20 protein-coding genes and 1 tRNA gene are annotated in these 23,581 nt (G+C 70.2%); 16 read left to right on the top strand and 5 right to left on the bottom strand.

Annotated elements, in window-relative coordinates:
• Positions 1 to 24: 24 nt before the first annotated feature.
• From gabT to ACIPY8_RS12620, 6 genes are all read left to right on the top strand, one after another.
• Positions 25 to 1,386 carry a 4-aminobutyrate--2-oxoglutarate transaminase gene (gene gabT, locus ACIPY8_RS12645; RefSeq protein ID WP_400818665.1) on the top strand — a complete coding sequence of 454 codons (1,362 nt, stop codon included), beginning with the start codon at positions 25 to 27 and terminating at the stop codon, positions 1,384 to 1,386.
• 100 nt (positions 1,387 to 1,486) lie between these two features.
• Positions 1,487 to 2,869: a flavin monoamine oxidase family protein gene (locus tag ACIPY8_RS12640; protein WP_400818662.1), complete on the top strand. Its 1,383-nt coding sequence runs from the start codon at positions 1,487 to 1,489 to the stop codon at positions 2,867 to 2,869.
• Positions 2,869 to 3,753 carry a universal stress protein gene (locus ACIPY8_RS12635; RefSeq protein ID WP_400818659.1) on the top strand — a complete coding sequence of 295 codons (885 nt, stop codon included), beginning with the start codon at positions 2,869 to 2,871 and terminating at the stop codon, positions 3,751 to 3,753. Before ACIPY8_RS12640 ends, ACIPY8_RS12635 begins: the two co-directional genes overlap by 1 nt.
• Positions 3,753 to 5,297 (top strand): APC family permease, encoded by a 1,545-nt coding sequence (locus ACIPY8_RS12630; RefSeq protein WP_400818657.1) that lies wholly within the window; start codon positions 3,753 to 3,755, stop codon positions 5,295 to 5,297. Before ACIPY8_RS12635 ends, ACIPY8_RS12630 begins: the two co-directional genes overlap by 1 nt.
• Positions 5,298 to 5,343: 46 nt before the next feature.
• On the top strand, positions 5,344 to 6,810 hold the full coding sequence (locus ACIPY8_RS12625; RefSeq protein ID WP_400818655.1) for an NAD-dependent succinate-semialdehyde dehydrogenase: 1,467 nt from the start codon (positions 5,344 to 5,346) through the stop codon (positions 6,808 to 6,810).
• Between the two features lie 22 nt (positions 6,811 to 6,832).
• The gene (locus ACIPY8_RS12620; RefSeq protein ID WP_400818653.1) at positions 6,833 to 8,197 is read left to right on the top strand and encodes an NAD-dependent succinate-semialdehyde dehydrogenase; all 1,365 of its coding nucleotides are present in this window, start codon (positions 6,833 to 6,835) and stop codon (positions 8,195 to 8,197) included.
• Between the two features lie 185 nt (positions 8,198 to 8,382).
• Here ACIPY8_RS12620 and ACIPY8_RS12615 read toward each other — a convergent pair whose 3' ends face one another.
• Genes ACIPY8_RS12615 through ACIPY8_RS12605 form a run of 3 tightly spaced genes read right to left on the bottom strand, consistent with a single transcriptional unit; the run spans position 8,383 to position 10,815 of the window.
• Positions 8,383 to 9,036 carry a response regulator gene (locus ACIPY8_RS12615; RefSeq protein WP_400818651.1) on the bottom strand — a complete coding sequence of 218 codons (654 nt, stop codon included), beginning with the start codon at positions 9,034 to 9,036 and terminating at the stop codon, positions 8,383 to 8,385.
• Entirely contained in the window at positions 9,027 to 10,160 is a 1,134-nt protein-coding gene (locus tag ACIPY8_RS12610) for a sensor histidine kinase (protein ID WP_400818649.1), read from the bottom strand. Before ACIPY8_RS12610 ends, ACIPY8_RS12615 begins: the two co-directional genes overlap by 10 nt.
• Before the next feature lie 16 nt (positions 10,161 to 10,176).
• Entirely contained in the window at positions 10,177 to 10,815 is a 639-nt protein-coding gene (locus ACIPY8_RS12605; RefSeq protein WP_400818646.1) for a DedA family protein, read from the bottom strand.
• Positions 10,816 to 10,941: 126 nt separating this feature from the next.
• Here ACIPY8_RS12605 and poxB point away from each other — a divergent pair, with 126 nt between their 5' ends.
• Both poxB and ACIPY8_RS12595 read left to right on the top strand, forming a co-directional pair.
• Positions 10,942 to 12,666 (top strand): ubiquinone-dependent pyruvate dehydrogenase, encoded by a 1,725-nt coding sequence (gene poxB / locus ACIPY8_RS12600; protein ID WP_400818644.1) that lies wholly within the window; start codon positions 10,942 to 10,944, stop codon positions 12,664 to 12,666.
• Positions 12,667 to 12,888: 222 nt separating this feature from the next.
• Complete coding sequence (locus ACIPY8_RS12595) at positions 12,889 to 13,293, top strand: hypothetical protein (RefSeq protein WP_400818641.1); 405 nt, start codon at positions 12,889 to 12,891, stop codon at positions 13,291 to 13,293.
• A 102-nt stretch (positions 13,294 to 13,395) separates the two neighbouring features.
• On the opposite strand, the gene ACIPY8_RS12590 is transcribed toward ACIPY8_RS12595, so the two are convergent.
• Together ACIPY8_RS12590 and ACIPY8_RS12585 are read right to left on the bottom strand one after the other, a co-directional pair.
• Positions 13,396 to 16,194 (bottom strand): hypothetical protein, encoded by a 2,799-nt coding sequence (locus tag ACIPY8_RS12590; protein ID WP_400818639.1) that lies wholly within the window; start codon positions 16,192 to 16,194, stop codon positions 13,396 to 13,398.
• A 25-nt stretch (positions 16,195 to 16,219) separates the two neighbouring features.
• Complete coding sequence (locus ACIPY8_RS12585; RefSeq protein WP_400818636.1) at positions 16,220 to 18,049, bottom strand: HSP90 family protein; 1,830 nt, start codon at positions 18,047 to 18,049, stop codon at positions 16,220 to 16,222.
• A 186-nt stretch (positions 18,050 to 18,235) separates the two neighbouring features.
• Between ACIPY8_RS12585 and ACIPY8_RS12580 the strand changes: the two genes are divergently transcribed.
• The 8 genes from ACIPY8_RS12580 (at position 18,236) to ACIPY8_RS12545 (ending at position 23,550) form a co-directional block, all read left to right on the top strand.
• Positions 18,236 to 18,308 (top strand) — tRNA-Trp (locus ACIPY8_RS12580).
• A 40-nt stretch (positions 18,309 to 18,348) separates the two neighbouring features.
• On the top strand, positions 18,349 to 18,624 hold the full coding sequence (gene secE, locus ACIPY8_RS12575) for a preprotein translocase subunit SecE (protein ID WP_251586948.1): 276 nt from the start codon (positions 18,349 to 18,351) through the stop codon (positions 18,622 to 18,624).
• Between the two features lie 40 nt (positions 18,625 to 18,664).
• Positions 18,665 to 19,708, top strand: a complete 1,044-nt coding sequence (gene nusG / locus ACIPY8_RS12570) for a transcription termination/antitermination protein NusG (RefSeq protein ID WP_400818634.1) — start codon at positions 18,665 to 18,667, stop codon at positions 19,706 to 19,708.
• Positions 19,709 to 19,952: 244 nt separating this feature from the next.
• The gene (gene rplK / locus ACIPY8_RS12565) at positions 19,953 to 20,384 is read left to right on the top strand and encodes a 50S ribosomal protein L11 (protein WP_050722550.1); all 432 of its coding nucleotides are present in this window, start codon (positions 19,953 to 19,955) and stop codon (positions 20,382 to 20,384) included.
• 11 nt (positions 20,385 to 20,395) lie between these two features.
• Entirely contained in the window at positions 20,396 to 21,085 is a 690-nt protein-coding gene (gene rplA / locus ACIPY8_RS12560; RefSeq protein ID WP_400818630.1) for a 50S ribosomal protein L1, read from the top strand.
• A gap of 184 nt (positions 21,086 to 21,269) precedes the next feature.
• Positions 21,270 to 22,085, top strand: a complete 816-nt coding sequence (locus ACIPY8_RS12555) for an amino acid ABC transporter substrate-binding protein (RefSeq protein ID WP_400818628.1) — start codon at positions 21,270 to 21,272, stop codon at positions 22,083 to 22,085.
• Positions 22,086 to 22,088: 3 nt separating this feature from the next.
• Positions 22,089 to 22,754, top strand: coding sequence for an amino acid ABC transporter permease (locus ACIPY8_RS12550; protein WP_400818625.1), 666 nt, complete (start codon positions 22,089 to 22,091; stop codon positions 22,752 to 22,754).
• Positions 22,741 to 23,550, top strand: coding sequence for an amino acid ABC transporter ATP-binding protein (locus tag ACIPY8_RS12545; RefSeq protein ID WP_400818622.1), 810 nt, complete (start codon positions 22,741 to 22,743; stop codon positions 23,548 to 23,550). Before ACIPY8_RS12550 ends, ACIPY8_RS12545 begins: the two co-directional genes overlap by 14 nt.
• Positions 23,551 to 23,581 lie beyond the last annotated feature (31 nt).

Genomic DNA, 23,581 nt, shown 5'->3' with positions numbered 1-23,581 from the left:
CGACCGCGGTCGTACGCTCGCGGCATGGCTCTCCTCGACACGGCATCTGCGACTGTTCCCCTCGGCGGCCCCGACCTCCCTCAGGAGCGTCGTCTCGTGACCGAGCTCCCCGGCCCTCGTTCGGCCGAGATCCTCGCCCGCAAGGCCGAGGCCGTGCCCGCGGGCGTGGGCCACACCGTGCCCGTCGCGGCGGTCGCCGCCGGGGGAGGCGTCGTGGTCGACGCCGACGGCAACTCGCTCATCGACCTCGGCTCCGGCATCGCCGTGACCACGGTCGGCAACGCGCACCCGAAGGTCGCCGCTGCGGTCGCCGCGCAGGCCGCGCAGTTCACGCACACCTGCTTCATGATCTCGCCCTACGAGTCGTACATCGAGGTCGCCGAGGCCCTCAACCGCCTCACGCCCGGCGACTTCGCCAAGAAGTCCGCGCTCTTCAACTCGGGCGCCGAGGCCGTCGAGAACGCCATCAAGATCGCGCGCAAGCACACCGGCCGCCAGGCCGTCGTCGCGTTCGACCACGGGTACCACGGCCGGACGAACCTCACCATGGCGCTGACCGCCAAGTCGATGCCGTACAAGAGCGGCTTCGGCCCCTTCGCGCCCGAGGTCTACCGTGCGCCCATGTCCTACCCGTTCCGCGACGGCCTCTCCGGCCCCGAGGCGGCGGCCCGCGTGATCCTGCAGCTCGAGAAGCAGATCGGCGCCGACAACCTCGCCGCCGTCATCATCGAGCCCATCCAGGGCGAGGGCGGCTTCATCGTCCCGGCCGAGGGCTTCCTTCCTGCGATCCTCGACTGGAGCCGTGAGAACGGCGTCGTCTTCATCGCCGACGAGGTGCAGACGGGCTTCGCCCGCACCGGCCGCATGTTCGCGAGCGAGATCTTCGGCATCGAGCCGGACCTCATCACCACGGCCAAGGGCATCGCGGGTGGCCTGCCGCTCGCCGCCGTGACGGGCCGCGCCGAGATCATGGACGCCTCGCACGCGGGCGGCCTCGGCGGCACCTACGGCGGCAACCCGATCGCCTGCGCCGCCGCGCTCGCCGCGATCGACGTGTTCGAGAACGACGGAGTGATCGAGCGTGCCCGCGAGATCGGTGAGATCCTCGTGCAGCGTCTCACCGCCCTGCAGGCCGGCGACGCCCGCATCGGCGACATCCGCGGACACGGCGCGATGATCGCGGCGGAGTTCGTCGACCCTGAGACCAAGGCCCCCGACGCGGCCCTCACCGCGGCCGTCGCGAAGGCCGCGATCGCGAAGGGCGTCATCGTCCTCACCTGCGGGACGTACGGCAACGTCGTCCGCTTCCTCCCGCCGCTGTCGATCGGCGACGACCTCCTGAACGAGGGGCTCGACGTCGTCGCGGAGGCCCTCGCCTCCGCCTGACCTCCGGCCGCCCGGCGGCCGGCACACACGTCCGGTCGCGACTCGTATCGGGGGATTTCGAGTCGCGACCGGCACATTCTTTCCAACGAAGGAGAAGCAGATGGCTGAGATCACCCGTGACGTGCTGATCGTCGGAGCCGGCGCTGCCGGCCTCACCGCAGCGAACGACCTGCGCAAGGCCGGCCTGTCGGTCGCCGTGCTGGAGGCCCGAGACCGGGTCGGCGGCCGTCTGTGGACCGACGTGATCGACGGCGCGATGCTCGAGCTCGGCGGCCAGTGGGTGTCGCCCGACCAGGACGCGCTCAAGGACACGATCGCCGAGCTGGGCCTCGAGACCTACAGCCGCTACCGGGAGGGCGACAGCGTGTACGTCGGCCCGGACGGTCAGGTGCATCGCTTCACGGGCGAGATGTTCCCCGTGTCGCCGGAGACCGAGGCCGTGATCGCCGAGATCACCGAGCGCCTCGACGCCATGGTCGCCGAGATCGACCCCGACCGCCCGTGGGAGCACCCCCAGGCGAAGGAGTGGGACTCCGTCACGTGGGACGCGTGGCTGCGTCAGCAGACCGACGACGACGAGGCCGTGCGCAACCTCGCCTTCGCGACCGGGTCGGCGATGCTCACCAAGCCCACGCACACGTTCTCGCTGCTGCAGTCGCTCCTGATGGCGGCGTCCGCCGGGTCGTACTCGAACCTCGTCGACGCCGACTTCATCCTCGACAAGCGCGTGGTCGGCGGCCTGCAGCAGGTGCCGATCCTCCTCGCCGAGCGCCTGGGCGACGACGTTCTGCTGGGCCAGCCGGTCCGCACGCTCGAGTGGGGAGCCGACGGCGTGACCGCCACGACCGACGAGCTCACGGTGCGCGCCCGCTTCGCGATCCTCGCGCACGCCCCCGTGCTGTACGACCGGATCTCCTTCGTCCCGCCGCTGCCCCGCCGTCAGCACCAACTGCACCAGCACCTCTCGATGGGCTTCGTGATCAAGGTGCACGCGGTCTACGAGACCCCGTTCTGGCGCGAGCAGGGCCTGAGCGGCACCGCGTTCAGCCCCTACGAGCTCTCCCACGAGGCCTACGACAACACCAACCACGGCGATGAGCGGGGCACGCTCGTCGGCTTCGTGAGCGACCAGAACGCCGACGACCTGTTCGCGCTGTCGGCCGAGGAGCGCAAGGAGCGCATCCTCGAGTCGCTGTCGCACTACTACGGTCCCGAGGCCAAGAATCCGGTCGTGTACTACGAGAGCGACTGGGGCACCGAGGAGTGGACCCGCGGCGCCTACGCGGCGAGCTTCGACATGGGCGGCCTGCACCGCTACGGCGCCGACCTGCGCGCGGCCGTGGGTCCGATCCACTTCGCGTGCAGCGACATGGCGGGCGCCGGCTACCAGCACGTCGACGGGGCCATCCGCATGGGACGCCTCGCGGCCGCGAACATCGTCGAGTCGTCGAGGGAAGCAGGCGAGACGGCAGAGGTCGTCTGATGCCCGGGTCGATCGTCGTCGGCTACACCGCGACGGATGCCGGAGCGGACGCCGCGGCGCTCGGCGCCCGACTGGCCCGCAGCCTCGGCGCGGTTCTGCGTCTCGTGATCGTGCTCCCCTCCGAGGGCACGCGGAACGCCGCGGTCGCCCCGGAGCGCGCCTATGAGGACCATCTGCGGCGTCAGGCCACGCAGTGGCTCGAGGAGGCCGTGAGCGGTCTCCCGCAGGAGCTCGTCCGCACCGGGCACGTGCGCTTCGGCGAGTCGTTCGCCGAGGGGCTCATCGCCGCGGGGGAGGAGTTCGGCGCCCGGCTGATCGTCGTCGGCGCGGCCGGAGGTTCGCTGTTCGGGCGTCACCGTCTCGGCAGCGTGGCCTCCGAGCTGCTGCACTCCTCGACCATCCCCGTGGCGCTCGCCCCGGCCGGCACCTCCACGCAGGACGACCACGTCCTGCCGCGGGTGACCGTCGCGGTCGGCACGCGCCCCGGCGCCGAGAACCTCCTCGACGAGGCGGCGTCCGTCGCGGGCGACGCGCACGTCGCGCTGCGTCTCGTGTCGCTCGTGCCGTTCGACGTGCCGCCGGGACTCGACACCGGGTCGATCCGCCTGGTCGGCGACGAGCACTCCCGCGAGGTGCTGGCCGTCGCGCAGGGCCTGCTCCCCGACACCGTCGAGGCGACGGTCCAGGAGGCGCACGGCGACACCGTCGAGGACGCGGTCGCCCACCTCGACTGGCTGCCCGGCGAGGTCGTCCTCGTGGGATCCAGCCGTCTCGCACAGCCGCGCCGGCTGTTCCTCGGGTCGACCGCGGCGAAGATGCTGCACGAGCTGCCCGTCCCCATGATCGTCGTCCCGCGCACGCGCGCCGAGGCAGGAGTCCGCTGATGAGCAGCTCGAACCGGGCGACGGAGCCCGCATCCGGCGTGACGACCGGCATCTCGCAGAAGGGCCTGAGCGTCGGCACCGTCGGCGTGATCGGTGCGGTCGTGATCGGCGTCTCGACCATCGCCCCGGCGTACACGCTCACCGCCTCGCTCGGCCCGACGGTCGCGGTCGTCGGCACGCAGGTGCCCGCGATCATCCTCGTCGGCTTCATCCCGATGCTGCTGACCGCCTTCGGCTACCGCGAGCTCAACCGCGAGATGCCCGACTCCGGCACGTCCTTCACCTGGGGCGTGCGGGCCTTCGGTCCGTGGATCGGCTGGATGACGGGATGGGGCCTCATCGCCGCGACCGTCATCGTGCTGTCGAACCTCGCCGGCATCGCGGTCGAGTTCCTGTTCCTGCTGATCGCGCAGCTCTCCGGCAACCCCGACATCGCGGACCTGGCGTTCAACCCGTTCATCAACGTGGTCGTCTGTCTGCTGTTCATGCTCGGCGCGACGCTCGTGTCGTACCGCGACATGCAGACCACGCAGAAGTTCCAGTACATCCTCGTCGGCTTCCAGGTGCTCGTGCTCGTGGCGTTCGCGACCGTCGCGATCATCAAGGCCATGACCGGTGACGCCCCCGACCCGACGCCGTTCTCGTGGTCGTGGTTCAACCCGTTCGAGGTGCCCACGTTCAGCGCCTTCGCCGCCGGCCTCTCCCTGTCGATCTTCATCTTCTGGGGCTGGGACGTCGTCCTCACCATGAACGAGGAGACGAAGGACCCGGCCAAGACCCCCGGACGCGCGGCCATGGTCACGGTGTTCGTCGTCGTGAGCCTGTACCTGCTGCTCGCGATCGGCCTCATCATGTTCGCCGGCGTCGGCGACGGCGACCTGGGTCTCGCGAACGAGGGCATCTCCGCCAACGTGTTCTTCGCACTGTCCGACCCGATCCTCGGTCCGCTCGCGTTCCTCGTGTCGCTCGCGGTGCTGTCGAGCTCGGCGGCCTCGCTGCAGTCCACGGCGGTCGGCCCCGCGCGCACACTGCTCGCGATGGGCCACTACGGCGCCCTGCCGAAGAAGTTCGCGAAGGTCAGCCCCCGGTTCTTCACTCCCGGGTACTCGACCATCGTGTCCGCGGTCGTCGCCTCGGTGTTCTACGCGGTCATGCGGCTCGTCAGCGAGAACGTCCTCACCGACACGATCCTGTCGCTCGGCATGATGATCTGCTTCTACTACGGGCTCACCGCGTTCGCGTGCGTGTGGTACTTCCGCAAGCAGTGGTTCGACTCGACGCGGAGCTTCTTCTTCACGTTCCTGTTCCCGCTCGTCGGCGGCGCGATCCTCGTGGTGCTGTTCGTCACGACGCTGATCGACTCGATGGACCCCGCGTACGGCAGCGGCTCCAGCGTCGGCGGCGTGGGCCTCGTGTTCGTGCTCGGTGTCGGCATCATCGTCGTCGGGATCGTCGTGATGATCTGGCAGTCGATCAAGCGACCGGCGTTCTTCCGCGGTGAGACCCTCGGGGCCGACGCCCCGCCGAGCCTCCGCCGACGCTGACCGCGTCCTCCCACCTCAGCCTTCCGCCCCCAGAGAAAGTGAATCCATGAGCACTCAGACAGAGCAGGCGCTGCTCGACAGCATCCCCACCGGCCTCTTCATCGGCGGCGAGTGGATCGACGGCGAGACCGGCGCGACCTTCGACGTCATCGACCCGGCGACGGGCGACGTGATCCGCACGATCGCCGACGCGACGCCGGCCGACGGGAAGCGCGCGCTGGACGCCGCCGTCGCCGCGCAGGACGCCTGGGCCGCCACGGCTCCGCGCACGCGCAGCGAGATCCTCCGGAAGGCGTTCGACCTCGTGCAGGAGCACAAGGAGGACCTCGCGCTGCTCATGACGCTGGAGATGGGAAAGCCGCTCGCGGAGGCCCGCGGCGAGGTCGTCTACGGCGGCGAGTTCCTGCGCTGGTTCAGCGAGGAGGCCGTGCGCATCAGCGGCCGCTACGGCATCAACCCCGAGGGCACCGGCCACATGGTCGTGTCGCAGCGGCCGGTCGGCCCGTCGTTCTTCGTGACGCCGTGGAACTTCCCGTTCGCGATGGCGACACGCAAGATCGCACCCGCGCTCGCGGCCGGCTGCACGGTCGTCATCAAGCCCCCGGCACTCACCCCGCTCACGACGATCTTCTTCACCTCGCTGCTCGAGAAGGCTGGGCTCCCGAAGGGCGTCGTCAACGTCGTCCAGACGTCGAAGTCCTCCGCCCTGTCGGCCCCGATCATCGCCGACCCGCGGCTGCGCAAGCTGTCGTTCACCGGCTCGACCGAGGTGGGCCGCAAGCTCATCGCCCAGGCGGCCGAGGGCGTGCTGCGCGTCTCGATGGAGCTCGGCGGCAACGCGCCGTTCGTGGTGTTCGACGACGCCGACCTCGACAAGGCGGTCGACGGCGCGCTCGCAGCCAAGTTCCGCAACATCGGCCAGGCCTGCACCGCCGCCAACCGCTTCATCGTGCACAAGGACGTCGCCGGCGAGTTCGCCAAGCGCGTCACCGAGCGCGTCAACGCCATGAAGATCGGCCGCGGCACCGAAGAGGGCGTCGCGATCGGACCGCTCATCGACGAGGATGCCGTCGCCAAGGCCGGCGAGCTCGTCGACGACGCGGTCGAGCGGGGTGCGACCCTGCTCGCCGGAGGCAAGGCGGTCGAGGGCACCGGCACGTTCTACGAGCCGACCGTCCTCACCGACGTGGTCCCGGGCTCGGCGATCCTCCGCGAGGAGATCTTCGGCCCGGTGCTCGCCATCGCGACGTTCGAGACCGAGGAGGAGGCAGTCCGCCTCGCGAACGACACCGAGTACGGACTCGTGTCGTACGTCTTCACCGAGAACCTGCAGCGCGGCCAGCGGATGATCGACGGCCTCGAGACCGGCATGATGGGACTCAACGTGGGCGTGGTGTCGAACGCGGCAGCTCCCTTCGGCGGCGTCAAGCAGTCCGGCGTCGGCCGCGAGGGCGGCTTCGAGGGCATCCACGAGTACCTGTCCACCAAGTACACGCTGATCCCGGTCTCCTGACCGGAGTCGAGGAGGAGAGAACATGACCGACTACGCCGTCATCAACCCCGCCACCGGAGAGACGCTGAAGTCCTTCGACACGTTCACGGATGCGCAGATCGAGGAGGCCGTCGCGGCCGCCGACACCGCGCACCGCGAGTGGTCGCGCTCGTCGACCGTCGCGGAGCGCGCAGCGCTCGTCCGCCGCATGGCCGAGCTGCACCGCGAGCGCCGCGAGGAGCTCGCCGACGTGTTCGTGCGTGAGATGGGCAAGCCGCGCGAGGCGGCGCTGGGCGAGGTCGACTTCGCCGCCGACATCGCCGAGTACTACGCCGACCAGGCCGAGGCGATCATGGCCGACCAGCCGATCGACATCCTCGGCGACGGCTCGGCGATCATCCGCCGCTCGTCGCTCGGGCCGCTCGTCGGCATCATGCCGTGGAACTTCCCGGCCTACCAGATCGTCCGCTTCGCGGCCCCGAACCTCATCGTCGGCAACACGATCCTGCTGAAGCCCGCACCGCAGTGCCCGGAGTCGTCGTCGGCGATCGCCGCGATCTACCGCGACGCCGGGTTCCCCGAGGGCGCGTACCAGAACGTGCTCGCCACGAACGAGCAGATCGCGACGATGATCGCCGACCCGCGCGTGCAGGGCGTGTCGCTCACCGGGTCCGAGCGCGCCGGTGCGGCGGTCGCCGAGGTCGCCGGACGCCACCTCAAGAAGGTCGCTCTCGAGCTGGGCGGCTCCGACCCGTTCATCCTCCTGTCGACCGACGATCTCGACGCGACGGTGCAGGCGGGTGTCGACGCTCGTCTCGACAACAACGGCCAGGCGTGCAACGGCGCCAAGCGCTTCATCGTCGTCGACGGTCTGTACGACGCGTTCGTCGAGAAGTTCACGGCCGCGATGGCCGCGGTCGAGGCGACCGACCCCATGCTCGACGACACCGTGCTCGGACCGGTCTCCTCGGAGACCGCGGCCGAGAACCTGCAGAAGCAGATCGACACGGCCGTCGCGCAGGGGGCGACGCTGCTGACCGGCGGCACGCGCGACGGGGCGTTCTTCGCGCCGACCGTGCTCGCCGACGTCACGCCCGAGATGGACGTCTACCGCGAGGAGCTCTTCGGACCCGCGGCCGTCGTCTACCGCGTGGCCGACGAGGACGCGGCTGTCGAGCTCGCGAACGACACGACCTTCGGCCTCGGCTCGTACGTCTTCACGACGGACGCCGACCAGGCCGAGCGCGTCGCCGACCGCATCGAGGCCGGCATGGTCTACGTCAACCTCGTGCTCGCCGACAGCCCGGAGCTGCCGTTCGGCGGCATCAAGCGCAGCGGCACGGCCCGTGAGCTCGGGCATCTCGCGGCCGACGAGTTCGTCAACAAGAAGCTCATCCGCATCGGCTGATCCGACGCGGACGGGGGAGGGGCGGGTGCTGCGGCATCCGTCCCTCTCCCGTGTGTCGGCGAGCGTGCGCGCCCGACGGAGATGTGCGCGTTCGCAGGACGGATGCCGGGACCGGGTCCTTCCGCAGTGCACACGTCCTTCGCAGGCGCACAGGCGACGGACGCGCCCGGGAGAGGGTGCGCATCTCAGTCGGCGTGGTCGAGGTGGGCGAGCACGGCCAGCACCCGGCGGTTGACCCCGGAGCCCGCGGCGAGGCCGAGCTTCGTGAAGATCGTGTTGATGTGCTTCTCGACGCCGCTCTGGCTGACGAACAGGCGCTCGGCGATCGCGGCGTTGCTGTGCCCCTCGGCCATGAGCTCGAGCACCGCGGACTCGCGGTCACTGAGGTCGCCCACGCCCTGATCGGGGCCCGAGCGGTCGGCGATCAGGCGCCGGATCACCTCTGGGTCGAAGGCGACGCCGCCCTCCGCGACGCGCACGATCGCATCGAGGAAGCCCGCGATGTCGGACACGCGATCCTTCAGCAGGTAGCCGACGCCGCCGCGTCCGTCGAGCAGCAGCTCGCTCGCATAGCGCCGCTCGACGTGCTGCGACAGCACGAGCACGGCGACGGAGGGATGCTCCCGGCGGATGCGCAGCGCGGCGCGGATGCCCTCGTCGACGAAGTCCGGCGGCATCCGCACGTCGACGATCACGAGGTCCGGCTCCTCGAGCGCCAGGGCGGACATCAGGGCGTCGGCGTCCGCCACCGAGGCGACCACCTCGTGCCCCTCGGCCCCGAGCAGCTGCACGATCCCCTCGCGGAGCAGCGTCGAGTCCTCCGCGATCGCTATCCGCACGGGATCACCGCCTCCACCACGGTCGGCCCGCCGAGCGGACTGCGAACGTCCAGGCGTCCGTCGCGCGCGGCGACACGCGAGGCGATCCCGGAGAGGCCGGTTCCCGTGGCATCCGCCCCGCCGACCCCGTCGTCCTCGATCGTCACGGTGAGCAGCCCGGCGGCGGTGCGCACCCGGATCATGATCGTCGAGGCCTGCGCATGCTTGATCGCGTTCGTCACGGCTTCGCTCGCCACGAAGTACGCGGCGGTCTCGGCAGCCCGGTCGGCGATCGGTGCACGGTCGACGTCGAGGTGCACGGGCATGGCCACCCGGTCGCGCAACGCCTGCAGAGCGGCAGCCAGCCCGTCGCGCTGCAGCATCTCGGGGTACGTGCGCCAGGCGACGTCGCGAAGGTCGTCGAGGATGTGCTGCGTCTCGTCGCGAGCGGTCCGCAGGAGGGCGGCGCCGTCGTCCGCACCCGAGCGCTCGACGCGGGCGAGCAGGATCGACAGCGCGACGACCCGCTGCTGCACGCCGTCGTGGATGTCGCGCTCGATGCGGCGACGCTCCGCATCCACGGCGTCCACTACCTCGTCGAGCGTCGTGTGCAGACGCACGACCTCCTGCGACAGCTCGCCCGCGCCCGGCCGCTGGAACGCCTCCCACACACGGCGCTCGAGCCACGCGATGCCGCCGAGACCCGAGAGCGCGAGGAACAGCAGCACGAGGCCGGGCACGACGAACAGCCCCACGGTGGCCCAGGTGACGCGTCCGGGTCGCGCGCTGAACAGGTCGACGGGGCCGCCGGTGGCGGCCGCCACGAGCATCTGCACGCCGACGACGACACCGGCGGCGATCAGCACGAGGATGCAGAGGACCACCAGCTGCAGCAGCGCGGACAGCGCGATGAGGCCGCGGGTGCGCCGTGCTCGGGGCGGTGTCCGCCGCGGGAGTCCGTCGACCCGGGTGAGTCGCGCGGCGAGGGCGTCGAGCACACGCGGTGCCGGTGCGCGCGGCGCCGTGACGACGGCGAGCAGCGTGGCGGGGAGCATCACGATGCCGGACGCCGTGCCGCCCAGCATCCGCAGCACGTCCCGCACGATCGGGCGGGAGTGGGGCGCGGCGTCGGCGAGGGACGTCATGCTCCCATTGTGCCGGTCAGACCGTGGGAGTGCCCTGCACGCGGGCACGCACGCGCATCACGACGAACACCGACACCGCGACGATCACCGCCGCGACCACGACGAGCTGCAGTCCGTCGGCGTACTGCTCGATGCGGTGCCACTGCTCGCCCAGCAGGTACCCGGCCGTCACGAAGACCGTGTTCCAGATAGCGCTGCCCGCGGTGGTCAGCAGGATGAAGCGGATGAGGGGCATGCGCTGGATCCCCGCGGGGATCGAGATCAGGCTGCGGAAGATCGGGATCATCCGCCCGAAGAACACCGCCTTCGACCCGTGCTTCGCGAACCACGCCTCGGCGCGGTCGACGTCGCTGACCTTCATGAGCGGCATCCGATCGACGATCCGCCGCAGGCGCAGGGGACCGAGCCACGCGCCGAGACCGTACAGCGCGAGCGCGCCCACGACCGAGCCCACCGTGGTCCAGACGAGGACCTCCCACAGCACGATCGACCCCTGGCTCGCGGTGAACCCGGCCAGCGGCAGGATCACCTCGCTGGGGATCGGCGGGAACAGGTTCTCGATCGCCACGGCGACGCCGGCGCCGACGCTGCCGAGGGCTTCCATGAGGGCGATCGCCCAGTCCGCGAACAGGCCGAGGCTCTCAGAGGTGTCCATGCTCTCGACGCTACGGACCGGGACGAATGCCGTCACTGCGGCTGCCCCTCGACCGAGGTGCGGAAAACCGGAACCTGGGCTCCGCCCACTGGCCCTGCTCGCATCACCCGGGCATAGGCTCGAAGCATGGCCTCCGTCGCAGAGAACATCGTCAAGACGCTCACCGCCAACGGGATCGACCGGGTCTACGGACTGCCGGGCGATTCACTCAACGGCTTCACCGACGCACTGCGCAAGGACGGCAGCATCCGCTGGGTGCACGTGCGGCACGAGGAGTCGGCGGCGTTCGCGGCGGCGGCGGATGCGGCCCTCACCGGCGACCTCGCGGTCGTCGCCGGGTCGTGCGGCCCGGGCAACCTGCACCTGATCAACGGCCTGTACGACGCGAACCGCTCCCGCGTTCCGGTGCTCGCGATCGCGGCGCACATCCCGACGACCGAGATCGGCACCGGGTACTTCCAGGAGACGCATCCGCAGGAGCTGTTCCGCGAGTGCAGCGTGTACGTGGAGTACGTCGCCGACCCGCGGCAGATGCCCCGGCTGCTGGAGATCGCGATGCGCGCGGCGATAGAGCAGCGCGGCGTCGCGGTGCTCGTGATCCCCGGTGACGTCGCGCTCGCCGACATCCCCGACGACCGCACCGTCGTCATCGAGCGCACCCGTCCCGTGGTCACCCCGAGCCCCGACGAGCTCGAGCGTGCGGCGACCCTGCTGAACGCTTCGACCAGGACGACGATCCTCGCCGGTGCGGGGGTGGAGGGTGCACACGACGAGGTCATCGCGCTCGCCGACCGCCTGGGAGCGCCGATCGTGCACGCGCTGCGCGGCAAGGAGTTCATCGAGTACGACAACCCCTTCGACGTGGGCATGACCGGACTGCTCGGCTTCGCCTCCGGCTACCGGGCCATGGAGGCGGCGGACACGCTCCTCGTGCTCGGCAGCGACTTCCCGTACGAGCAGTTCTATCCGGAGCACGCGACGACGATCCAGGTCGACATCCGCGGGTCGCAGCTGGGCAAGCGGCATCCGCTGGACCTGGGGCTCGTGGGAGACGTGCGGGCGACCGTCGAGGCGCTGCTGCCGCGGCTCGCCGAGACCTCCGACCGGGGGCATCTCGACGATGCGACCGCGCACTACCGCAAGACCCGCGCGAAGCTCGACGACCTCGCGACGCCGACGAAGAAGGGGCGTCCGATCCATCCGCAATACCTCGCGCGTCTGCTGGACGAGCAGGCTGCGGGCGACGCGATCTTCACGGCCGACGTCGGGTCGCCGACCGTCTGGGCGGCGCGCTACCTCTCGATGACAGAGCGGCGTCGGCTCATCGGATCGTTCACGCACGGATCCATGGCCAACGCGCTGCTGCACGGCATCGGCGCGCAGGTCTCGCATCCGGACCGTCAGGTGGTCGCGCTCGCCGGGGACGGCGGGCTCGCGATGATGCTCGGCGAGCTGCTCACGCTCACCCAGAACCGCCTGCCGGTCAAGACGGTCGTCGTGAACAATTCCTCGCTGAACTTCGTCGAGCTGGAGATGAAGGCCGCGGGGTTCGTGAACTTCGGCACCGGACTCGACAATCCGAGCTTCGCGGCGATCGCCGAGGCCATGGGCATCTTCGCCCGACGTGTGGAGCACAGCGAGGACCTGCCCGATGCGCTCGCCGAGGTGCTCGCGCACGATGGCCCCGCCCTGCTCGACGTCGTCACCGAGCGCCAGGAGCTGTCGATGCCGCCCGCGGTCGAGGCCGCGCAGGTCAAGGGCTTCGCGCTGTACGCGATCCGCACGGTGATGTCAGGCCGCGGCGACGAGCTGCTCGACCTCGCCCGCGCGAATTGGCGCCAGCTGCTCTGATGCCGCGGCATCCGCTCCGGGTGCTCACCGGCGCGCGCTTCGCTGGGTGATGTGCGCTTCCCTCGGACGGATGCGGGGTAAACGGCCTACTGAAGCGCATTCTTCCGTGCGAGGCGACGCGTCAGTCGAGTGCGCGGCGATCGTGTTCCGGGATATCGCCCGAACTCCCGATCGCGGCGCGAGACTGTCCTCGTCAACCGGGTCACGGAGGGGCTGCGCACTATGCGAATCGACCACGCGAAGGCCGGGATCCTCGTGGTCGCGAACGTCACGTGCGTCGCGCTTGCGGTGACGATCACCGGATGCTCGGGGGAGCCGCCCGTTCCTGTCGGCGACGCGATCGGGCGAACGCTCGCGGAGGTCATGGCGTTCGCCTCCGATGACGCCGGGTTTCTCATCCAGGACTCGTCCCCGCGGGTCGGTCGCGCCGCCTCGTTCTCGCTCGGCACGTCGGACGCCCGGGAGTGGACGGTCGTCGCGATCTGCGCGGACGCTGCGGACCTGCACGATGCCGACGCCGTGGAGGTCGCCGTCATCCCGTCGGAGACCTATGCCGACGTGGAGGAGCAGGTCGACGTCGGGGAGTTCCGCGACCTCGTGACGTGCGACGGACTCGCGTACCGCTGATCGGACGCACCACGGTCGCAGATTCGCGCTCGGGGCGTAGGAATCCCGCGAATCCGTGCGATGCGAGTGGATTCCTGCGACGCGAGTGAACGAGGCGCGGCCTCAGCTGTCGAGCAGCGCCCGCACCTCCGCGGCCTCGCCGTGCCGGCCCAGGGTTTCGAGGACATCGCCGAGCTCCAGGGCCGCGACCTGCCGCAGGGGCGGGTGGTCGGCCGCGTGCTCGATGGCGCTGCGGTAGATCGGCACGGCGTCCGACGGGCGTTCGTTCGCGCCGAGCAGCCGCGCCGCGAACAGCTCCGACCCGCCTGCCGACCCGACGTCCCCGATTCCGGCGAACGCATCGGCGGCGGTGAGCGCTGCCGCGACGGCCTCGTCGATCCGACCGAACGAGGCCAGTGCGCGCCCGCGCGAGTCCTGGACGTCGGCCTGCAACCATCCGGCGTCGTGCTCCTGAGCGAGCTGCGCGACCTCGTCGAACAGCGTGAACGCCCGGTCGTCCTGGCGAGCACCGTAGGCCTGGCCGAGGTTGTGCAGCACGTCGGCGCGCGCCCCGACGGCATCCGGTGCCGTGCGCACGATCTCGGATGCCGCCTCGAGCGTCGCGATCGCTTCATCGTGCTCCTCGAATCGCGCGAGGATCTTCGCCCGCTCGGTGAGCGCCACGGCCTGGTCGGCGGGCTCGCCGCCCTCGCCGAACAGTTCGGCGGCGTACCCGAAGGCGCCGACCGACTGGCCGAACTCCCCGGAGGCTGCGAGGGCCCGGGCGAGCATCGATGCGGTCATGGCCCGGGATGCCGCCGGCACCTCGTCCTCCTCTTCGCGCTGCAGCACGGCGCCGAACAGCTCGGCCGCCTCCTCGGCGTCGCCCTGCGCGAGCATGGCGCGGGCGAGGCGGAAGTCGGCACCGGCCCGGTCGCCGCCCTCCTGCTCGACGAATCGCGCGGTGACGCGGTAGCGCGACACGGCCTTCTCGGCGTCGCCGGCGTCCTCCCAGAGCGCGCCGGCGAGCAGGTGCGCCGCCCCGAGCGCCTTCGTGGCGCCGAGAGCGGCGAGCAGACGGCAGGCCTCGTCGGCATCCGTCGCACCCGCGACGAAGTCCTCCCGTCCGCCGCGCACCCGGGCCCGGGTCTGCAGCGCCTGAGCGCGGTGGCCGTCGCTGAGGTCGTCCTGCCCGAGGAAGCGGTCGAGCAGGGCGGAGCCGGCCTCCATGTCGCCCTTCTGCAGCACGGCGGCGATCGCGATGAGCGTCGTCGTGTTCGACAGGCGCGCGTCTTCGGCCTCGGCGAACGCGCGGGCGGCGACCTCGGCCAGGTCGAGCGCGGCATCGGGTTCCTCGGCGTGCATGTGCAGCGAGGCGCGGCTGATCGCGAGATCGCCGCGGGACCAGGCGGGGAGGGATGCCGCGGTGGCGAGCTCGTCCTCGAGCGCCGCGGCCGCCTCCGGGGTGTTCAGACCGAACGTCGCGAGTCCGAGGCGCTGCTCGAGGTCGGCCTGCTCGGTGCGTCCGGCCGCACGGAGCGCCTCGATCCGTGCGGGGAGGATCTCCCGGGCCTCGTCGACCCGGTCCAGCGCGATGAGGATGCCGATGCGCATGGACAGGATCTGCGACAGCTTCGCCGGGTCCTCGACCTCGAGCGCGTGGGGCAGCGCCTGCAGGGTCTCGTGCTCGGCGCCGAACTGCGCGAGGTTCATGACGCGGTCGAACCAGCCGTCGGCGTCGGCGGGGGTCGCCGTGTCGGTCGTGGCGGCGAACGCATCCGACCGGATCGGCACGTCGTAGCTCTCGGCCTCCAGGGAGCGCAGACGGGCGACGCTGCGGGCGTGGCCGTCCGTGCCGTCGCGGCGGTCGAACTCCGCGCCGATGCGTTCGGCGGACGACCACGCCGCCGCCGCGAGATCGGCTGCGCCCCACGGGCCCTCGTGCGTGCCGAAGAACGCGACGAGCGCGGGGGAGTCCGCACCGCGCACGGGCGTCTCCCCGTGCCCCGCGGCGGTGACGCGGTCGAGAGCGAAGGCGATCGCGCCGAGCGCGGCGAAGTGCGCGTCGACGTTGAGGCCGTCGTGCGCGAGCCAGGCGATGTGGCGCTCGACCATCGCGAGGGCGCGCGCCTCGTTGCCGGTGACGGCTGCGAACACGATGTTGTTCGCGACGATGCGCAGGTTGTCGGCGTTGTCCTTCGCGAGACGGTAGCTGCGCAGATGGGCGCTCTTCGCCTCGTCCGGGCGTCCGGCGCGCAGGTAGGGGAGGAGGACGCGGGACAGAGCGTGCTCGGGCTCCTCGCCGCACGAGAAGCCGCCCTCGAGCATCTCCTCCACGAGGCGGATGGCCTCGGCGTCCCGCTCGGTCTCGGCGAAGAACCCGGCGAACTGGCTGCGGCCGCACGCGTCGCAGTGACTGTGCTCGTCGCGCGGTGTGGCCTCCAGCTGCACGCGCAGCGCCTCGGCCTCGTCGGTGCGTCCCGCGTCCCAGGCGTCCTCGAACCGCGCCGTCAGGACTCCGCTCTGCCCGAGGCCGGCCGCCCGGTAGTGCGCCTCCATGTCGTCGAGCACCGCGGCGATCTGGTCGACGGAGAACGCCGGAGAGGAGCGCAGGGCGGATGCCATCCACTTGAACTGCCACATGAGGTCGGCGCCGCCGTAGTCCAGGTCGGCGGGGAAGCGCTGCGGATCCGCGTCGTGACGGGCGAGACACCAGGCGAAGGAGTTGAGCATCACATCGGTCGCGCCGTTCATGTTCGCGGACGCGGTCTGCCGCATGCGCGCCTCGTACTCGAGACGCTCGTCGCCGAGCTCGAGCGCCAGCGCCACGGCATCCGCCACGAGCGCCTGCTCGGCCGGGCCCCACGGCGTGCGGTCGATCTCCTCGATCAGCTGCTGGAAGCGCTTCTTCGGACGTGCCATGCGTGGTCCCTTCGGAGGGTGCGGGTCAGACGGCGTCGCCGAAGGGGATCGCGTCCCCCTCGATGCCGGCGGAGAGCGAGACGAGGTCGGTGAGCGCGGAGGTCATGAGCGCACGGTCGGCGTCGGACAGCGGGTGGTGCCCCGCGAGGAGCGCCTGGATGTACAGCAGCTGCACCGTGCGGGCGAACACCGCGTCGTCCTGCACGCGCACGAGCGCCCGCACGACGCGGTTCGACCAGTTGAGGCACAGGCGGGCGCTGAGATCGTCGTCGCGGGAGGCCGAGACCGTCGCGTCGATGCGGTCGAGCACACCGCCCCACAGCGACCCCGTGATGCCCTTCGTACGTCCGCGATCGATGCGGCGCAGCACCTCGGGGTCCGCCACGTACAGCGCTGCGAGCTCCGGCTGGTCGATCGACCGCACGGTCACCGCGCTCCCGGATGCCGCGAGCACGGCGCCCGCGCGGGCCTCGAGCGCGACCGCCGCGTCGCGGTCGTCGAGCGGCGGAGGGTCGAGGCGGTCGAGCTCTCCGGTCACGTCGACGAGCTCGACCGTGACCTGCGGGTACAGGTCGGGCAGCATCCGCACGAGTTCGGAGTCGTACAGGTAGCCGCCGTTCACGAGCACCTCGGATGCCGGGGAGATGCCGGCGACCTGTCGGAACTCGTCGACGGTCTGCGCGAAGCGCACGTGCGGGTAGCGCTCGACGAGGTCGCCGATCCGCATCGTGCCGTGAGTGGTCTCGAGGGTGAGCCAGCGGGTGATGAAGCGGGCGAGCTCTTCGTCGTGGCGCACGAGCGACTTCAGACCGACCTCGTGGATCGCGACGAACTGCGCGAGTCGGTGCGGCTCCCGCAGGCCCAGTTCGAGCACCCAGCGACGGATGCCGGCGCCGAGCTGCTCGCGCACCCGCTCGAGGGACGCGTCCTCCACGAGGGACTCTCGGCTCGCCGTCGGGGAGAGGCCCGTGGAGTCGATCACGGCGCGCACGAAGAACGCCCAGTCCGGGAGCACGTCGTCGACGCGTTCGCCCAGCAGCATCCGTCCGAGGTACATGCGGGTGGCCTGGCGAGCGCCGGGCGGTGGGGCGAACGGCAGCACATAGGCGAGGCCTCGCGTGCCGGTGGCGGGCTCGCTCAGCTCGATCACGTCGAGCGGACCGGCGCCGAGCAGATCGCGTCCGTACTGCACGGCGGCCTCGACGTCGTCGCCGGGCGAGAGGAAGGGCGCGGCGCGCGTGATGTCGACGTCTCCGCCCGGAGCGTCGAGGGTGACCCGGACCGGGAGGAACTCCGCGAAGGTCGTGGCGAGTTCGCGCACCGCCGCCGGGCGCAGCAGCTCGTCGGCGTCGAAGCGCGGCACGAGGTGCACGCTCGTGCCGATCGGCAGATCGTCGTCGATCTCGGTCACGCGGAACGTTCCGTCGGCGCTGCCCGTCCACTCGACAGCCGAGCCGCCCCGGGCGCTGCGGGAGCGGATGACGATCGTGTCGGCGACCATGAAGCAGCTGAGCAGCCCGATGCCGAACTGGCCGAGATAGTCGCTGCGCGGCAGGTCGAAGATGTCGCGCTTGGAGCTGCGCCCGACGGTCGCGAGCAGATCGGCGACCTCGGCGGAGGTGAGGCCGATCCCGTCGTCGCGCAGCACGAACTCGCCGGTCGCGTCCGACAGGGGAATGATGCGGATGCTCCCGCCCTGGCCGTCGTGCTCCCGGCGGGCGGTGATCGCATCGCGCGCATTCTGCAGGAGCTCGCGGAGGTAGACGCGCGGACTGGAGTAGATGTGCCGGCTGAGCAGATCGACGACCCCGCGCAGATCCACCTGGAACTGCTGCACGTCAGCGCTCACCGGCATCCCCCTCTGTTGCTCCGCCCGCCGAGCCTAGCAACAGCGCCGATGCCGTCGTCGGTTCGGCAGGGCGCGACGGATGCCGTATGCTGGATCAGCAGTTGTTGTCTGCATTCTTTCGCCGTGCCCCGGATCTCCGGACCCGCAAGCGGTGGCAGGATGGAGGCGACACCCCGAGACCTCCAGGTCTCTAGGGCGGTAGCTCAATTGGCAGAGCAGCGGTCTCCAAAACCGCAGGTTGCAGGTTCGATTCCTGTCCGCCCTGCGCGTCAGTGCAACGCTGGCACACGAAAGGTACATTCAGGATGGATCAGGACGAACCGCGCGGCGAGGTCGTCGCGGCCGGCGCCACCCGCGAGAAGAGCGGCAACGCCTTCTCCCGGTTCTTCGGGGGCATCGCCCTGTTCTTCCGCCAGGTCATCGCAGAGCTGCGCAAGGTCGTCACCCCGACCCGCAAGGAACTGTTCAAGTTCACTGCGGTCGTGCTCGTCTTCGTCCTCATCGTCATGGGCATCGTCTACGGGCTCGACACTCTGTTCGCGTGGCTGACGCACATCGTGTTCGGGGTTCCGGACGCGTGATGCCCTGCGGCCCTGGCTGCAGTGATTGGAAAGAAGCAACGTGTCTGAACGATATTCCGACGACGCCGACTGGGCGACCGCCGCAGAGCAGTCCAGCGAGGAGGACGAGGCCCAGGAGGGCAACGTCCTCGCCGCCGAGGAGCGCTCCGTCACGTCCGCCGAGCACGTCGCCCTCCACGTGGAGGACGAGGGCGGCGACGAGGACACCGGCACGGAAGACGACACCGACATCGACATCGACGACCCGGAGGCTGACGCGATCGTGAACGACGCCCTCAACCTGGACGAAGCGGCGGAGTCCGAGGCCGCCGCCGAGGTCCTCAACGACGCTGTGGCGGAAGACGCCGCAGAGCAGGAAGCCGAGGCGGCCGACGAGGTCACGCCGTACGACGGCCCCGACGTGAACGGCGAGGACGACCGTCCCGCCGCCGACGCGGACGACGACGCCGACGAGTCCGAGGAGGACCCGTACGAGGCGTTCCGCATGGACCTCCGGATGCTCCCCGGCAAGTGGTACGTCATCCACTCGTACGCGGGCTTCGAGCGCAAGGTCAAGGCGAACATCGAGCAGCGCAAGTCGACGCTGGAGGTCGAGGACGAGATCTACCAGATCGAGGTCCCGATGGAGGACGTCGTCGAGATCAAGAACGGCCAGCGCAAGATGGTCACGCGCGTGCGCATCCCCGGCTACGTGCTGGTGCGCATGGAGCTCACCGAGGACACCTGGTCGGTCGTCCGTCACACGCCCGGCGTCACCGGCTTCGTGGGCAACGCCCACAACCCGACGCCGCTGCGCTTCGAAGAGGCCTTCAACATGCTGAAGTCGCTCGTCGAGGTCAAGGACGTCCCGACCGCCAAGAACATCGCGGCCAAGGGCGGCGTCGCCGTCGCGCGTCCGCTGCCCGCCGAGGTCGACTTCGAGATCGGCGAGACCATCACGATCAAGGAGGGCTCGTTCGCGGGTCTTCCCGGTTCGATCAGCGAGATCAAGCCCGAGAGCGGCAAGCTCACGGTGCTCGTATCCCTGTTCGAGCGCGAGACCCCGGTCGAGCTGTCGTTCGACCAGGTCACCAAGATGATCTGACACACCCGTCACGAGAACGGCCGTCCCACCCGGGGCGGCCGTTCTCGCGTTCCCGGCCGGATGAGAGATGGAAAACGTCGCGGGGAGCATCCGTTCCCGAGCGTTTTCCATCCATCGTCGCGTCGGGTAGACTGTTGTGGTTTGTGTGCCGCTTTCGCGCGCGTGCAGACGACCACGGTCCGGAGATGCCGGACCCGTGGGAGAAACGGATGCTCCGGCATCCGATTCGACGAAAGGAAAGAGAATGGCACCGAAGAAGAAGGTGACCGGCCTGATCAAGCTTCAGATCAACGCCGGTGCAGCCAACCCGGCGCCGCCGATCGGCCCCGCGCTCGGTCAGCATGGCGTCAACATCATGGAGTTCTGCAAGGCGTACAACGCCGCGACCGAGTCGCAGCGCGGCAACGTCATCCCCGTGGAGATCACCGTCTACGAGGACCGCAGCTTCACGTTCATCCTGAAGACCCCGCCGGCTGCGGAGCTCATCAAGAAGGCCGCCGGCGTGCCCAAGGGCTCGTCGACCCCGCACACCGTCAAGGTCGCGAAGATCACCAAGGACCAGGTCCGTCAGATCGCCGAGCAGAAGCAGGCCGACCTGAACGCGAACGACATCGAGGCCGCCTCGAAGATCATCGCCGGCACCGCCCGTTCCATGGGCATCACGGTCGAGGGCTGAGGAGAATAATCATGGCTACCAAGTCCAAGGCTTACAAGGCTGCCGCCGAGAAGATCGAGGCAGACCGTTTCTACACCCCGACCGAGGCCGTCAGCCTCGCGAAGGAGACCGGCTCCGCGAAGTTCGACGCCACCGTCGAGGTCGCGCTGAAGCTCTCCGTCGACCCGCGCAAGGCGGACCAGATGGTGCGCGGCACCGTCATCCTCCCGCACGGCACCGGCAAGACCGCCCGCGTCATCGTGTTCGCCACCGGCCCCGCGGCCGAGGCTGCGATCGCCGCAGGCGCCGATGAGGTCGGCGGCGCCGAGCTCATCGAGAAGGTCGCCGGCGGCTGGACCGCGTTCGACGCGGCCGTCTCCACCCCGGAGCTCATGGGCCAGGTCGGTCGTCTCGGCAAGGTGCTGGGTCCGCGTGGACTCATGCCGAACCCGAAGACCGGCACGGTGACCCCGAACACGGCCAAGGCCGTCGAGGACATCAAGGGCGGAAAGATCGAGTTCCGCGTCGACAAGCACGCCAACGTGCACTTCGTCGTCGGCAAGGCGTCGTTCTCGGCCGATCAGCTCGACGAGAACATCAAGGCCGCTCTCGAGGAGATCGTCCGTCTGAAGCCGTCGAGCTCGAAGGGCCGTTACATCCAGAAGGGCGCCGTGTCGACCACGTTCGGCCCCGGCATCCCGCTGGACGTCAACGCCATCTGAGCATGATCCGTGGAGAGGCCCCCGCATCGCGCGGGGGCCTTTCTCGTTCCCGCGCAACTCCCTCGCCGTCTGGAGCGCGACATGCGACGTCATCCGAATGCGATGCCGAGGCGCGACGCGCGTAGGGTGAGGAGACCCGCGCACCACAGCACCCGCGCTCACCGCACCCCAGGAGGGTAACCCCATGTCCCGTCGCCTCATCGCCGTCACCGCACTCGTCCTCGGCGCCGCCGCTCTCACGGCCTGCAGCGGAAGCACCGCGCCCGCCGAGACCAGCTCCTCGCAGGGGGCCGGCGACGATTACGGCCTCGTGACCGGCGGTACCCTGACGGTCGCGACCGAGGGCACCTACCGCCCCTTCAGCTTCCACGAGGACAACGGCACGGGCCCGCTCACCGGGTTCGACGTCGAGATCATCCAGGCCGTCGCCGACAAGCTGGACCTGAAGGTCGAGTTCCAGGAGACTCAGTGGGACGCGATCTTCGCGGGGCTGGATGCCGGCCGCTTCGACGTGATCGCGAACCAGGTCAGCATCAACGACGAGCGCGAGGAGAAGTACCTGTTCAGCACGCCGTACACGGTCTCGCCGGGCGTCATCGTGGTCAACCAGGACGACGACTCCATCTCGTCCTTCGCCGACCTGGAGGGCAAGACGACCGCGCAGTCGCTCACGAGCAACTGGTACGACCTCGCCACCGAGTCGGGCGCGAAGGTCGAGGGCGTCGAGGGCTGGGCGCAGGCCGTCGAGCTGCTGCGTCAGGGCCGCGTGGACGCGACCGTGAACGACAAGCTCACGTTCCTCGACTACGAGACCACGAACAAGGACTCCGGGCTCAAGATCGCCGCCGAGACGGATGAGGCCGGCGAGCAGGCGTTCGTGTTCACGAAGGACAAGACGACGCTCGTCGAGGCCATCGACAAGGCTCTCGAGGAGCTGCGCGCCGAGGGCACGCTCGCCGAGATCAGCGACAAGTACTTCGGCGAGGACGTCACCCAGTAACCCATGGAGACTCCCTGGCAGCTGTTCCTCGACTCCCTCGGGCCGATCGCCCTGGCGGGCCTGACGGCGACCGTGCCGCTCGCGCTCGTGTCGTTCGCGCTGGGTCTCGTGCTCGCGATCGGGGTCGCGCTCATGCGCATCTCCGTCAATCCGATCGTGTCGAACGTGGCGCGGTTCTACATCTCGGTGATCCGCGGCACGCCGATGCTCGTGCAGCTGTTCGTGATCTTCTACGGCCTGCCGTCGATCGGACTCAAGCTCGACCCGTGGCCGAGTGCCATCATCGCGCTGTCGCTCAACGTCGGCGGCTACGCGGCCGAGGTGGTGCGCGCCGCGATCCTGTCCGTGCCGAAGGGGCAGTGGGAGGCGGCGTACACGGTCGGCATGAACCGTACGCACACGCTGACGCGCATCATCCTGCCGCAGGCCGCTCGGGTGTCGGTGCCGCCGCTGTCGAACACGTTCATCTCGCTCGTGAAGGACACCTCGCTGGCCTCGCTCATCCTCGTGACCGAGCTGTTCAAGGTGTCGCAGCAGATCGCGGCGGCCACGCTGCAGTTCATGACCGTTTACCTCGCCGCGGCGCTCGTGTACTGGGTGTTCTGCCTCGTGCTGTCGTTCGGGCAGAGCGCTCTCGAGAGGAGGCTCGACCGCCATGTCGCGCACTGACCCTCGCGCCACGGGAGAGGCGCTGCTCACCGCCCGCGGCCTGCACAAGAGCTTCGGCGACAACGAGGTGCTGCGCGGCATCGACGTCACGCTGCATCGGGGCGAGGTCGTGGTGCTGATCGGTCCCAGCGGTTCGGGCAAGACCACGGTGCTGCGCTCGCTCAACGGACTCGAGACGCCGGACGCCGGCACGCTCGAGGTCGCGGGCGGTCCGGAGGTCGACTTCGCGTCGTCGGGCCGGGGGAGTGCCCGGGAGCAGAAGCAGAAGCGCTACGCGCTGCGCGACCGCTCGGCGATGGTGTTCCAGCAGAACAACCTGTTCCCGCACCTCACCGTGCTCGAGAACGTCATCGAGGGGCCCTGGCGCGTGCAGAAGCGGCCGAAGGCCGAGGTCGTCGCCGAGGCGCGAACCCTGCTCGCCCGGGTCGGCCTCGCCGACAAGGAGGGCGCCCGGCCGCACGAGCTCTCCGGGGGCCAGCAGCAGCGTGTCGGCATCGTGCGCGCTCTCGCGCTGCGCCCCGACCTGCTCCTGTTCGACGAGCCGACCAGTGCGCTCGACCCCGAGCTCGTGGGCGAGGTGCTGCTCGTGATCAAGGAGCTCGCGGACGAGGGCTGGAGCATGGTCGTCGTGACGCACGAGCTGAGCTTCGCGCGCGAGGCCGCCGACCGGGTGCTGTTCCTCGACGGCGGCGTGGTCGTCGAGGAGGGCCCGCCCTCGGAGATCTTCGGAGCGCCGCGCCAGGAGCGCACGCAGCGCTTCCTCACCCGCATCCTGCGCCCGCTCGACGGCGACTGAGAGCCGCGTCCCGCCCGGATGCAGGTGGGAA

This window comes from Microbacterium sp. NPDC089696, assembly GCF_044749125.1.
Classification (GTDB): Bacteria; Actinomycetota; Actinomycetes; order Actinomycetales; family Microbacteriaceae; genus Microbacterium.
The sequence above is the reverse complement of the archived record's forward strand: the minus strand, read 5'-3'. Positions and strand labels throughout refer to the sequence as shown.